9 protein-coding genes are annotated in these 13,627 nt (G+C 58.1%); 6 read left to right on the forward strand and 3 right to left on the reverse strand.

The genetic code is table 11. The features are described from left to right. Positions 1-3 precede the first annotated feature (3 nt). Positions 4-2,463 (reverse strand): glycoside hydrolase family 3 protein, encoded by a 2,460-nt coding sequence (locus tag VL130_RS06305; RefSeq protein ID WP_325361888.1) that lies wholly within the window; start codon positions 2,461-2,463, stop codon positions 4-6. 225 nt (positions 2,464-2,688) lie between these two features. Here VL130_RS06305 and VL130_RS06310 point away from each other — a divergent pair, with 225 nt between their 5' ends. Both VL130_RS06310 and mgrA read left to right on the forward strand, forming a co-directional pair. Further along, a complete protein-coding gene (locus tag VL130_RS06310) occupies positions 2,689-3,108 on the forward strand; it encodes a heme-binding protein (protein ID WP_325361889.1) in 420 nt (139 codons plus the stop codon). A gap of 27 nt (positions 3,109-3,135) precedes the next feature. Further along, a complete protein-coding gene (mgrA, locus tag VL130_RS06315) occupies positions 3,136-4,176 on the forward strand; it encodes an L-glyceraldehyde 3-phosphate reductase (protein ID WP_325361890.1) in 1,041 nt (346 codons plus the stop codon). A 95-nt stretch (positions 4,177-4,271) separates the two neighbouring features. Here mgrA and VL130_RS06320 read toward each other — a convergent pair whose 3' ends face one another. Continuing rightward, positions 4,272-4,700 (reverse strand): hypothetical protein, encoded by a 429-nt coding sequence (locus VL130_RS06320; protein WP_325361891.1) that lies wholly within the window; start codon positions 4,698-4,700, stop codon positions 4,272-4,274. Here VL130_RS06320 and VL130_RS06325 point away from each other — a divergent pair. The 3 genes from VL130_RS06325 to VL130_RS06335 all read left to right on the forward strand — a co-directional run bounded on the left by VL130_RS06325 (position 4,660) and on the right by VL130_RS06335 (position 8,095). Beyond that, positions 4,660-5,688, forward strand: a complete 1,029-nt coding sequence (locus VL130_RS06325) for a glycoside hydrolase family 5 protein (RefSeq protein ID WP_325361892.1) — start codon at positions 4,660-4,662, stop codon at positions 5,686-5,688. The two genes, VL130_RS06320 and VL130_RS06325, sit on opposite strands and share 41 nt — an antisense overlap. Positions 5,689-5,807: 119 nt before the next feature. Continuing rightward, entirely contained in the window at positions 5,808-6,842 is a 1,035-nt protein-coding gene (locus tag VL130_RS06330) for an ABC transporter substrate-binding protein (RefSeq protein ID WP_325361893.1), read from the forward strand. A gap of 113 nt (positions 6,843-6,955) precedes the next feature. Further along, on the forward strand, positions 6,956-8,095 hold the full coding sequence (locus tag VL130_RS06335; protein ID WP_325361894.1) for an aminotransferase class I/II-fold pyridoxal phosphate-dependent enzyme: 1,140 nt from the start codon (positions 6,956-6,958) through the stop codon (positions 8,093-8,095). Between the two features lie 35 nt (positions 8,096-8,130). Here VL130_RS06335 and VL130_RS06340 read toward each other — a convergent pair whose 3' ends face one another. Beyond that, positions 8,131-9,165, reverse strand: a complete 1,035-nt coding sequence (locus tag VL130_RS06340) for a cupin-like domain-containing protein (RefSeq protein WP_325361895.1) — start codon at positions 9,163-9,165, stop codon at positions 8,131-8,133. A gap of 783 nt (positions 9,166-9,948) precedes the next feature. Here VL130_RS06340 and VL130_RS06345 point away from each other — a divergent pair. Further along, positions 9,949-13,479: a TonB-dependent receptor gene (locus tag VL130_RS06345; protein WP_325361896.1), complete on the forward strand. Its 3,531-nt coding sequence runs from the start codon at positions 9,949-9,951 to the stop codon at positions 13,477-13,479. Positions 13,480-13,627 lie beyond the last annotated feature (148 nt).

A 13,627-nucleotide genomic window follows, 5' to 3' on the forward strand; every position in this document is an offset into this window, starting at 1 on the left:
GAGTCACTCCGCCGGACAGGCCGCGCCGGCTTTCGTTTCCGTCAGGCGGATATCCGAGATCGACAGATCAAGCGTTCCGGCGGTCTCGATGCGCGCCACCGTCGGCGTGGCGGCCAAATCCTGCGTCTTGAAGCACGACAGCGGTACGGCCAGCACCGCATAACCCGTGGCGGTCTTCAGCCAGCCGGTGACAGGAACCGATGCCGAGCCGACGCCCAGACGCACCTCACCGGAGGGGGCGGCATTCACCCGTAATGTCAGCGCAATCATCATCGCGCCATTGGCTTCGCGGGCGATATCGGACGGCTTGTCAGCCCCCACTTCGAGCGCGGCCCCGGCCTTACCATTCCATACGCCCTTGATCGCGCCATCCGCCTGCGGGGAGACCGTCAAGGCCGCCGTGCCGTAGATTGTCGTCTGAGTGCCGACATATTCCATGCGATGCTGATCGCTGTCGGCGAGAGTTATTTTATAGCCGTTCCAGGCCATACCCTTGCTGAAATAGACATTCTTCTCGCCGTATTTTGTGGTGTCGGCGACTTCCGGCAGTTGCGGCGTTTCGGCAGGAGCGGCGTAACTCAGGCCGTAGCCGTAGGCGAACTGCGGATCGTAATTCTTGTCGCCCACGTTCAAAGGCGTCTGGTCGGGGCGCTTCGGCCACGAAAAGCTGAGCCTGCCGGTGAAGTCCGACTTGCCGGTCAGCACATCAGCGATACCTTCGCCCTCAGACCCCGGCAACCAGGCGGCGACAAAGGCATTGGCGGCGTTGATCTGCGGATTAACGTAAAGCGGGCGGCCCGACAGCATCACCGCCACGACCGGAACGCCCTGCGCTTTCAGCTTTTTGATCAGGTCGAGCGATTCACTGTTGTCGTGGTGCAAAGCCACATCCGACTGGTCGCCCATGAACTCGGCATAGGGCGTCTCACCGAAGACGACGATGGCGACGTCCGGCTTTTGCGGCGCGGTGCCGTCCGGGCTGTACAGCGCCTGTCCACCTCCGGCTTCGATCTGGCTTTTCAGGCCTTCATAGATCGAGGTCGCGCCAGGGAAATCAGCATTTGTGTTGTCGGCGCCCTGCCAGGAAAGCGTCCAGCCGCCGGACTGCATGGCGATATTATCGGCGCCATCACCGGCGATCAGCACTGTAGCGCCGGCTTTCAGCGGCAACACGCCATCGTTTTTCAGCAGCACCAACGACTTGGCCACGGCCTCGCGGGCGATGGCACGGTGCTCAGTCGTGCCGATCGGTTTGAAGGTGTCCGGGCGGTTGGCGGGCGAGGGCTGATCGAACACACCCGCGCGGAATTTCACCCGCAATATCCGGCGCACGGCGTCATCAAGCCGCGCCATCGAAATGCTGCCGTCTTTCACCTCACGCACCAGATTGCCGTGCAGCGCCTTCCAGTCCTGCGGCGCATTGAAGATATCTAGTCCGGCATTGAAGGCGGTGGCGCAATCACTGTTGGTGCAGCCGGGTATCTGGCCGTGGGCATTCCAGTCGCCCATGATGAAGCCGTCAAAGCCCATCCGGCCTTTCAGCACACCGGTCATCAGGTCCTTGTTGGCGTGCATCTTGACGCCATGCCACGAGTTGTAACTGGCCATGACCGATTGCGTGCCGGCATTGACGGCATCGACATAGGCCGCACCGTGCAGGCGGGCGAGGTCGGCCTCGGAGACCGACGATTCGCCCTGGTCGCGGCCGCCATCGGTTGAGCCGTCGCCGAGGAAATGCTTGGCGGTGGAAATAACGTGGTGATCATCAAGGAAGGTTGGGCCAGCCCCCTCAATACCGGAAACCATTGCGGCGGCATATTGCGAAACGATTTTCGGGTCTTCCGAATAGCTCTCATAGGTGCGGCCCCATCGGTCATCGCGCGCCACGGCGATGGTGGGGGCAAACGACCAGTCCATGCCGGTCGAGCGCACTTCGGCGGCGGTGGCTTCGCCGATGCGCCGCAGAAGATCGGGATCGTGTGCCGCGCCCAGGCCGATATTGTGCGGGAAGAGCGTGGCGCCATAGACATTATTGTGGCCGTGGACGGCATCCGACGCCCAGATCAGCGGAATGGTCACTTTTTGCCCCGGCGCTACCGAGGCCTGATAATAGGGTTCGATCAGATCGACCCAATCCTTGACGGTTGAGTGCTTATTGCCGCCGGGCACCGCGCCGCCGCCGTTCTCGATCGAGCCGATATGATACTGCGTCACCTCTTCCGGCTTGATCGACTTCCATTCCGGTTGGATGACCTGACCGACCTTTTCCTCGATCGACATCTGCGCCAGCATGTCGGTAATGCGCTTTTCCATAGCCGGGTCGAGACCAATCGGCGACTTGGCGATGGGCCATAGTTTCGGATGGACGACCGGCGCTTTTTCAGCGGCGTAAGCATTAGCGCTGAGAGCCAGAAACAGGACGGCCATGGAGGCGGCGCCCTTCAAAAGGGGACGATGGGACATGAGGCGCTTCTTCTCTGATATATTTTATTGCCGCTATGGATCACGATGACAGCGCTGTCGTCAAGTGCCTATTGACACCGGTGACGCTGCGTTCGTATTCAGGTTGTCGCTATTAAGAAGTGAGAAACCCCACCACCATTCATTTTGTTCACCGACGCGCTCTTGCGCGTTGGTGGTGGGGTTTCTCACTTATGACAGTCGCCAAAAACAACAAGGACAGGAAACGTGCAAACCCAACTCAATCTCGGCGAGGCCGAAGCGCGGCTGGCCATCGACGCCTGTGTCGCCGAACTGAAAAAGCGCGGCAAGGCCGGCGTGGTGGCGGTCGGTGACAGTCATGGCGAATTGCTGGCCCTGTGGCGCACCGATGGCTGCGGCCTGCCGCCGATCGTCATTGCGCAAAACAAGGTCTATACCGCCGCCCGTGTGCGCGGCCCCTCCGGCGATCTTGGCCGCAATGCCCAGGCCGACGGCTCCGACGTCCACTATCATGGCGACAGCCGCTATGTCGGCTGGGATGGCGGCGCACCGGTCATGTATAAAGGCCAGTGTATCGGCGCGGTTGCGGTCAGCGGCCTGTCGGGCGTCGAAGATCTCGAAATCGCCAATATCGGTATCGCGGCCATTCTGGCCACCCTGTCCTGAATTTTTCAAAATATGAGGCTTCCCTAAATGGCTTTTCCCGTTCCTTACGTCGCCGCACCGACCCGTTACGACACCATGCCCTATCGCCGCTGCGGACGATCTGGCTTGAAACTGCCGGCGATTTCGCTGGGCCTGTGGCAGAATTTCGGCGGCACGGATGTCTTTGAGACCGGCCGCGCTATCCTGCACCATGCCTTCGATCACGGCATCACCCATTTCGACCTGGCCAACAATTACGGCCCGCCCTACGGCTCGGCGGAAGAAAACTTCGGCCGCGTCATGGCCACGGATTTCAAGGCCCACCGCGATGAGCTGGTGATCTCGACCAAGGCCGGCTGGGATATGTGGCCGGGGCCCTATGGCGATGTCGGCGGTTCGCGCAAATACCTGATCGCCTCCTGCGACCAGAGCCTGAAGCGCATGGGCGTTGATTATGTCGATATCTTCTATTCGCACCGCGTCGATCCGGAAACGCCGCTGGAAGAAACGATGGGCGCACTGGCGCACCTGCACCGGCAGGGCAAGGCGCTCTATGTCGGCATTTCGTCCTATTCGCCGGAACTGACGCAAAAGGCCGCCGCTATCCTGAAAAGCGAGGGCGTGCCGCTGCTGATTCATCAGCCCTCCTATTCGATGCTCAATCGCTGGATCGAGGAGGGCCTGCTCGATACCCTGGCCGAACTGGGCACCGGCTGCATCGCTTTCTCACCCTTGGCGCAGGGGCTGCTGTCCAACAAATACGTCAACGGCGTGCCGGCCGACGCCCGCGCCGCGAAAGCCGGGTCTTTCAACCAGCGCCTGATCACCGATGACAATATTCGCCGCATCAAGGCACTGAACGATATCGCCGCCAAACGTGGCCAGACCCTGGCGCAGATGGCCATCGCCTGGGTGCTGCGTGATCCGCGTATCACTTCGGCGCTGGTCGGGGCGCGGACGGTCGAACAACTAGCCGACACGCTGAAATCGCTTGATAATCTGGCTTTCAGCGATCAGGAACTGGCCGATATCGACACCTACGCCACCGAGGGCGGCATCGATCTGTGGAAGGTGTCTTCGACACTTTAAACCCTGCCAATCGCATGACCCTTTCAACGCCCGGCGTCCGGATGACGCCGGGCGTTTGTGTCTGTGATGAAAGTGCCACATCTATAAAAATCTCATCATATATAAAATAACCGTGTTGTGCCGGTTTTTATTCGATTGTATGACAAATGGGCCTGTCCAGTCATTTGACGCACCGTGGCGTCCTTTGCCTTGATAGCGCCAACATAATAATAACGAGCAAAGCTCACAAAGCGGGAATGGGAGATATCATTGGATTCGTTGAGTAAAACGACGGCCGGCAGGGCTAGGATGTCCTGGGCGGCTGGTCTTTTGGCGCTTGTTTTTATCGCTGGCTGCGGCGGCGGGGGCAGCAGCAGCGCCGGTAGTGGCGGTAGCGGGTCTTCCAGTTCATCCAGTTCATCCAGTTCATCGAGTTCTGCGTCTTCAAGCTCATCCAGTTCCAGTTCTTCGGGCAGCCTGACCGCCGCGACGGCCTTGCAGGAAATGTCGCCGGGCTGGAACCTCGGCAATACGCTGGAGGCCATCGGCGGCGGCACGGCGCCCTTTACGGTGTCGCAGGAAACTGCCTGGGGCAATCCCGCGGCGACGCAGGCCCTGATGACTGCCGTCAAGGCGGCGGGCTTCAAGAGCGTGCGCATTCCGGTGGCCTGGAGCGAATATGCTGACGGCGGCAACACCATAAATGCGGCCTGGATGGCGCGCGTCACCGAGGTGGTGACCTATGCCCGCAACGCCGGGCTTTATGTCGTTGTCAATGTCCACTGGGATGGCGGCTGGATGCAGCCGACCTATGCCGACCAGACGGCGGTCAACGCCAAGCTGACCAAATTCTGGACCCAGATCGCCAATAACTTCAAAACCTATGACGATCATCTGCTGTTCGCCGGCACCAATGAGGTCATGGTCACCAATGTCTACAGCGCACCGACCACGGAAAACTGCGCGGTGCAGAACAGCTTCAATCAGACCTTCGTCAATGCCGTGCGCGCCACCGGCGGCAATAACGCCAGCCGCTATCTGGTCGTCCAGGGCTACAACACCAATATCGACTATACGGTGGCCTGTAACGCGACCCTGCCGACCGACACAGCCGCCAGCAAGTTGATGATGGAGGTCCACTACTACGATCCGTATAATTTCACGCTCAACGCCACCAGCGGCATCTGGCAGTGGGGATCTATCGCCACCAATCCCGCCGCGACCGAGACCTGGGCCAACGAAGCCTATACCGATGCCCAGTTCCAGAAGATGAAGGCCAACTTCGTCGACAAGGGCGTGCCGGTGATCCTGGGTGAATACTCGGCCATGCTGCGCACCGAATACGATGCGCCTGGCAAGTATCGCACCTTCTGGGATGAATACATTACCCGCTCAGCTTATCAGCACGGCATCGTGCCGATGTACTGGGACAATGGCCCGGCGAGCAACCATAGCTCCGGGCTTTTCGACCGGGCGACGGCGACCCAGGCCTTCCCTGACACCATCACCGCTATCGTCGATGCGGGAAGCTAACGGTCGGATTACGCTTTAATTTTGCTCAACTGTCGGGCGATATTTGATCGCCCGACAAAACCACACTGATTTGATATGGTATTGTTCGTAATCTACGGACACACCCCAAAGCCCATATCATGTCGAAATTTCGCCCCCCTGACGTCCCCGCGCCGGCGCCGCTGATCTGGTACGCTCGCTGCCCGACCCTGACCGCCCTGGGGCTGATCGCCAATCGCGGCGTCTTGCAGCGCGAGTTCCTGCGCGAGAATGTCCACCTCGTCTCGGTGCGCGAAAATTCGACACCGAGCGTGCGCCAGGGGCATCTCGATCATAGCCTGCCCAACCTGATCCGCGAAGCCGACGCCGCCACGGCGCTGTGGGCGCACGGCCAGAACGAGCGGTCGCGCCTGCTCGCCATTGGCCAGACATACCATTCGGTCAGCATCGTCACCCGCTCTGGACAGCCGATCAATGGCTTGCGCGATCTTATCGGTCGCCGTCTCAGCCTGATCAAGGAAGCGGGGAATTTTTCGCCGGCGCAGGTGCGCTCCATGCGGGCTTGGGAAACGGTGCTTTCGGTCGCGGGTATTCCAAAGTCCGACATCGAGTTCGTGCCGGTGGTGGCCGATCACCCCAGCGTGCCCTTCGGTGATGTGGCGCGGCGTGAAGTCGATGCCTTGCTCGGCGGGCAAAGCGATGTCGCCATCCTGTTCGGCGCCAAGGGCCTGGAACTGGCGCGCTCGGCACACCTGAAAGAAGTGCACCGCTTTAAGGCGGAAGAGATCCGTACCGATGCGCGTCTGGCTGGACTGGTCGAACTGCGCGCGGTCACGGTCGATCATGTGTTGCTCGAAGGCCGCGAAGATATCGTGACGCGCATTATGGGGAACCTGACCGAGGCCGGCCGATGGGCGCGGGCCTTCCCGAAGGAGGCGCTGAAACAGGCGGCGATCGAGGGCAAGGTCGAGGTCGAAGATGCGGAAACGGCCTATGGCGACCTGCTGCCCGACGGCGCCCGTATCGGTTTCGAGCCCGAACGCCTGACGGCGCTGGAAAGTCTCTCCGGCTGGCTGAAGAGCCGCCATCTCCTGCCGGAGTCGCACCAGATCGGCCAGTGGGCCGAACCGGGCGTCTTGCTGGTGGCGAAAGAAAATTTGCGAGTGGTGGCCTGAGGGTCTTGTCCCTTCCTCACGCCTTGCGCAAATCAGGGTCCGAAGGTCTCCCCGCCTGTGTTTTTCCAGTCTTTTGGCCTTTCCTGTTATAAGAGGTGATTCCGGAGCGCAACATGAACCCTGTCTTTGCCGATCTGCCCGTCAGTATATTCGAGATCATGTCGCTGGAAGCGAAGGCGCGCGGGGCGGTCAATCTGGGGCAGGGCTTTCCCGAAACGGACGGCTTCCCGGAGGTGCGTGAAGCCGCAGCACGCGCCTTGATGGAGCGGTCCAACCAGTATGCGCCGATGCGCGGTTTGCCGGTTCTGCGTCAGGCAGTTGCCGATTTTTATCACCGACGGCAGGGTCTGACGCTTGAGCCGGATACGCAGGTGCTGATCACCTCCGGCGCCACCGAAGCCATCTGCGCGACGATTTTTTCGATGATCACGCCGGGCGATGAAGTGGTCGTTTTCGAGCCGATGTATGACGCCTATGTGCCGCTGATCAAACGCGCCGGCGGCATCCCGCGCATCATCCAGCTCAATCCGCCACACTGGCAGTTCAGCGATGACGACCTGAAAGCCGTTTTCAATGACCGGACGAAACTGGTGCTGATCACCACGCCGAACAACCCGACCACGCACTGTTTTACGCCCGAACAACTGACCCTGCTGGGCGATTATTGCGAGCGGTTCGACGCTTACGTGATGAGCGACGAGGTGTGGGAAGAGGTTATTTTCGACCGCCGCCATGTCAGTGTGCAGCACATTCCCGCTCTGGCGCGGCGCTCGATCAAGATCGGCTCGGCGGGCAAGATATTTTCGCTGACCGGCTGGAAGGTCGGGTTTGTTGTCGCCGAAAAGGCGCTGATCGACCAGGTGGTGCGGGCGCACCAGTTCATCACGTTCGCCACGCCTCCGGCCCTGCAACATGCTGTGGCTTTCGGGCTTGACCTGCCGCTGGCGCGTTTCGATGCGGCCCTGGCCGAACTGAAAGACCAGCGCGATTATCTGGCCGGACAGCTAACTGATGGTGGCTTCAAACTCCTGCCGGCCGAAGGCACCTATTTTCTCAATATCGATCTGCGGGCCTCCGGCATCGAAGGCTCCGGGCTGGATTTTGCTTATAATCTCGTTCGGAACCATGGTCTGGCCACCATACCGTTACAGGCCTTCTGCGAGACAGGCAGGGATCTGCCCGTGTTGCGCCTGTGTTTTGCCAAGTCCCGCGATAGTCTGGCGCGGGGCGCATCTGCCTTGATCAATCATTGATTTGCGAAAATCCTTAACAAAAGCAATGTTGAATCTTAACCATGTCCGGCAATCAACGCTTTCAATGCGGCGATAATCTCAGCGCGGCTTTTCGCCGTCTGCCGGCCTAGTCCGCCTTGATGCGCCGGCGGGATATGCGCCACCGGATCGCCGCCGGTCTGGAAAATGTAGTGATCGAACATGGTTTTCCAGTACACCTTGTCCGCCGGTGAAATATCCTTGAGCGCCAGCAGGGCGGCGAGGAAGGGCGCCATCGGATTCTCGACGGTTGGCGCGCTGTTGCCCCACCAGTAATTGACCAGCACATTGAACGGCGTCAGCGACTGGACATGGTGCCACCAGTATTTCGGCACATAGAGCGCGTCACCCGGTTCCAGTTCGGCCACGGTCGCGGTCTTCAGCGCTTCGGCGAATTTCGGGAAGCGCTCGAAATCCGGCTCCTCTAGGCTGGCCAGTGAGATCGCGCGCCCCGAAGGCGTATGGTCCATCGGGCCGATATAGAGATTGGCCACCTGCTCGGGCGGGAACAGGGTGAAGCGGCGGCGGCCGGCGATAACGCAGGCCAGGTTGTGGTCGTTGTCGTTGTGGGTCTGGGCGCGGGTGGCATTGCTGATCCAGATACGCGGCTGAATGGCTGGCGGCAGAATGGGGCACGGATTTTCGGGTACAAACCGTGGCATATATTCCGGAATAACCGTTGACTGCACATAGGTGTAGGGCGGGTTGGGATGTTCAAGCGCGGCCAGTATCTGGTCAATGCCGGCGGAAATCGACTTCGAACGCTTGTTGAAGTTGAAGTCGTGCATATCCGGGCCGTAGGCGAAACGGCCCTGCACCTTATTGTTGGCTTCCAGCACGGTGGTTGGCTGGCCGTTATCCATCGCTTTCAGATATTCCGCGGCCGATTCGGCGCCGGCCAGGCCGTGCGCCACCGCTGGCCATTTCGCCACCAACCCGCGCATCAGGACCGGCTTTCCCGCGGGCAGGATAATTTTGGCGAAGGTGTCCGGCGTCACATCCGCCATCGATTTCACCTCTGGAAAGGCGCTGATTGCGGCTGTTTTTGACATAACTGCGAGACTCTTGAATGGAACTGGAATGGCTGGGCGGGGGGCTTGATTGGCCGCCTGATCCGGCTCCAGTGGTAAATCACGCCCTCTACGATGGCAAGGTTTTGCGTGGGCTTGCTGTCCAAAGAAGTACCAATTTGGCCGAATAGGCGGTGAAAATTCAAAATCCGCACTTAATCAGGCCTTAATTGAAGCAACATTGATATGCGTTCGCAAGATTGCATGATCGATGTCATACAAATAGGTTCCTATTTGTTTGTCCGCTGGGGTGAATTCGGGATTCGTATAAAATGGCTGTTAAATCAACACAATCACATAGCTTTATTGGAGAAAATTGAGGGTAAGGCGCACGGAACATAAATATCAATGTAGCAATGTTGCCAACATAACTTGATCCCTCGGGGTGGTTTCGACCAATTGTGAGCGCTATCATGTGTGGCATTCGTGCCATTATCTGTCCACATTGTGGCGAAAGCGTCATATTGGTGCTGGAAATTTCCGTCGCGCTTATATAACAAATAAAGACGAAATAATTAATCAGGTCGAGAAGCGCTCAGAGGTCACTCCCGGAATTCAAGATACGCGGCGAAAATATCCCGGCAAATTTTTGACACTCAGGTCAAAATTTCCAGGTTCATAATAACGTCAAAGCGTACAAAATTGCCGATCGGGTCCGTCCTCATTTATCAAAGGCGCTTCACCTCGACAGGTTGCTGTTTTGTAACAACGGTCCCACCGCCAGAATCTCGGGTCTGGCGTAAAGACAATTAGGGAGAAGAAAGCATGAAGAGTTTCAAAGGTAAGGCCTCGGCGCTTACTCTGTTAAAGGGCGGCGTGTCCGCGGTCGCGCTGACCGCGATGGCGGCCACCCTTATCACACCCGCATACGCGCAGGACGCCGCGCCGGCGACGGATGACGCCGCTGTAGCTCAGGAAGTCGTCGTCGTCGGTGTTCGCCGTTCGTTGAAGACGGCGCAGGATATCAAGAAAAACGCTGATACGATCGTCGATTCGATCACCGCGACCGATATCGGCTCGTTCCCCGATAAGTCGGTGGCCGAAGCGCTGCAGCGCGTCGCCGGCATCACCGTCACCCGTTTCGCCGCCGCCACGGATACGGCGCACTTCTCGGCTGAACCGTCGGGCGTTCTGGTACGCGGCCTGCAACAGGTCCGTTCGGAATTCAACGGTCGCGACGTCTTCTCCGCCAACTCTTCGCGCGGCCTGTCCTGGGGCGACGTTTCGCCCGAACTGATGGCCGGCGTCGATACCTACAAGAACCAGACCGCTGACCTGATCGAAGGCGGCATCGCCGGTTCGATCAACCTGCGCACCCGTCTGCCGTTCGATTCCAAGGGCCAACTGATCGCCCTGTCGGTCGATGAGTCTTACGGCGATCTGGCCAAGCAATGGACGCCATCGGTTTCGGCCATCTATTCTAATCGCTGGGATACCGAACTCGGTGAGTTCGGCCTGATGATCAATGCCGCGCATTCGGATATTGCCACCACTTCGCAAGGCATCCAGTACGGCCGTATCGGCATCTTCTGTACCGATCGTCCGGACCTTACTGATCCAACGACCTGTAATGAGAACCAATTCGGCAACGACAACAACGACGCCGCCCAGCATAACTTTGCCTATATACCCGTCACGACCACGATGCGTGACACCAACTTCGACCGCACGCGCAACGGTATTTCGGCAGCGGCGCAATGGGAAAGCAAGGACAAGAGCCTGCTGGCGACTTTGCAGTACAATACTTCGAGCTATGAAAACGAGTGGCACGAGCATTTTGCACAGACAGGCTATTTCGACGTCTGGGCACAACCGCTCGGCTATCAGTTCTCGAATAGTTCGGCTGCCAGTCCGCTGGCGGGTGAAAACTTCACCTTCAACGACCAGGGTCTATTCCAGACGGGTGTCCTGACATCGGATATCGGCTGGTGGGGTTCCGGCGCCGCAGAGTCTGCATTGGTTGCGCAAAATGACCAGGGTCAGGCCATGGTCACCGCATGTTATAATAACTCGGACAATGGTTGGGGCGGGACACCTCTGACCTGCCAACTGGGTGAAAATGGTGCGGGGCGTCGTGGCGCCGGGTTTACTACCGGCACACGTTATAACCACAACGAAGAAACGACAACCGATACCTCATTCAACTTGCGCTGGATCATCAGCGACAAGTTGCGAGCTAACTTCGACGTGCAATATGTCAAGGCGAATGTCACCAATTATGACATCGAGGTCGATATAAATTCCTTCACCAATGTCCTGCTAGATGCGACGGGTGATTATCCGAAGATGACCTTGCAAGATCCGTCGAACGTTAACCAATCGGCGGGTGGTCTGACCAATCCGAACAACTATTACTATAACTCGGTTATGGATCATACTGAAGACTCGGAAGGCAAAGAGCTGGCCAGCCGGTTTGACCTGCAATATACTAGGGATGAAGGCTGGATCGACACCATTAAGGTCGGCGTCCGCTATGCCGACCGCGAGCAAAATGTAAATTGGTCGACCTATAATTGGAAAAACATTTCCAATACCTACAGTCAAAATGCTGCAACTTGGAACATCGATACGCCGCTGCGTGAAGGTGGGCCGCTCTATCATACCGAAGAGTTCGGTAATGACTTTATGCACCAGAGTGACCTTATTAATCAGCATGAGTTTGTTTTCTTTAATTACGACACACTGGAAAGCCGTGAGGCTTTGTCCAAAGCGATGAGTGTTGCTGGGACAACAAATAGCATGACCCCAACGGGTATTGGTTCGTGGGTGCCGATCTGTGATCGTGCCAACGAAGTGGCCAACAGTTGCTACACCCCGGCTGAAATCATGGATATTGAAGAAGAAAGCTACGCCGGTTATCTTCAATTGAAATTTGGCGGTAATGACAAAACGATTTTCGGTAAATCGGTTACCGGTAACGCCGGTGTGCGCTGGGTCCAGACGAATATTACCTCCAAGGGTGGTGGCGTCAAATTCCCGGATGCGTTTGAATACAACCAGAACAACTGCGATACTTACCAGCTCACCCAACTCCAGCTCGATATGGCAGCTGCCAATGGCAGATATCCGGCCTTGGGGAACTGCATCGTACACCACTCTCTCGATGACGTGGCGTTCCGTGATGGCGAGATCACCAGTGATCCGCAGTTCCCAGCGGTTGTGAATACAACTCACATCAACTGGCTGCCGTCCTTCAATTTGAAGGTGCAACTGGATGATACCTGGCTGATGCGTTTCGCCTATTCGCGCGCTATGTCGCGTCCGGATATGGGCTACCTGCGTAACTATTTCTACATCCAGGGGTCCTCTTTGACGGATTCGGATCTTTTCGTCGGCAATCCGTATATTACGCTGGGTACAAATACGGCCTACGATCATCAGCAGAATGATGTCAACAATCCGACACCAACCAATTGTGCCGCTGGTGCCGCCTGTAGCTATACGGGCTTCCGTTATACGGCGTCTTCAGGTAACCCGTATCTGAAGGCCACCACGGCCGACCAGTACGACATCACCTTCGAAAACTATTTCGCTTCGGTGGGTTCGTTCTCGTTCGACCTGTTCTACAAGCAGTTCTATGACTATGTACAAAACGGCACCCGCCAGCTTGTCACATTGACCCACGGCACCGCGCCGACATTCGACGCAAACGGTGCGCCCGTTTATGAAGCGGATGGCGTTACGCAGGCCCGTCATCCGGTCACCCGTGATGTTCAAGTCACAGGTCCGGTCAACGCTGAAGGCGCCAGCCTGAAGGGCTTCGAAGTGTCGTATCAGCGCTTCTTCGACTTCCTGCCGTCGCCCTTTGACGGTCTGGGCATCCAGGCGAACTACACCAAGATCAAGAACACCGGCGTCAAGAACGCTGGCCTCGGCTCGACGTCTGCCGGTGGTGGCGGTGGCCTTGGTTCCGGCGGTGGCGGTGTTATCGCGGCTTACGACAACATTGTTGTCAATCGTCTCGAAGGTCTGTCGGACGACTCGTACAACCTTATCGGCATGTACGAAAAAGGCCCTTGGGCTGTTCGTGCCGCCTATAACTGGCGTTCGAAGTTCCTGGTTACGGCCGCTGACTGCTGCGTCGGCTTCCCGATCTGGCAGAAGGGTATCGGCTACCTCGATGCGTCGATCCGTTACCGCGTCAGCGACAATGTCGAACTCAGCGTTCAAGGCTCGAACCTGCTGGATTCCGATACGGTCCTGATGCAGCAGGTCGACAACCGCGGCACGCTTCTGCCGAACGCCTGGTTCAAGAACGACAAGCGCGTTCAGGTCGGCGTCCGTCTGAAGTACTAAAAAGAGACCCTCTACAGGGGGCAATGGGGGAGCGCGTCGCGGGGTAACCTGCGGCGCGCTTTTTTCTTTATGCAAACAGGGAAAATAGGGTTGCACGCGCTGTCTCGCCGTGCATCCTGCGAACAGGAATAAGGAAGGCCGCACGGAT

The sequence above is a fragment of the Asticcacaulis sp. genome (assembly GCF_035497195.1).
Classification (GTDB): Bacteria; Pseudomonadota; Alphaproteobacteria; order Caulobacterales; family Caulobacteraceae; genus Asticcacaulis.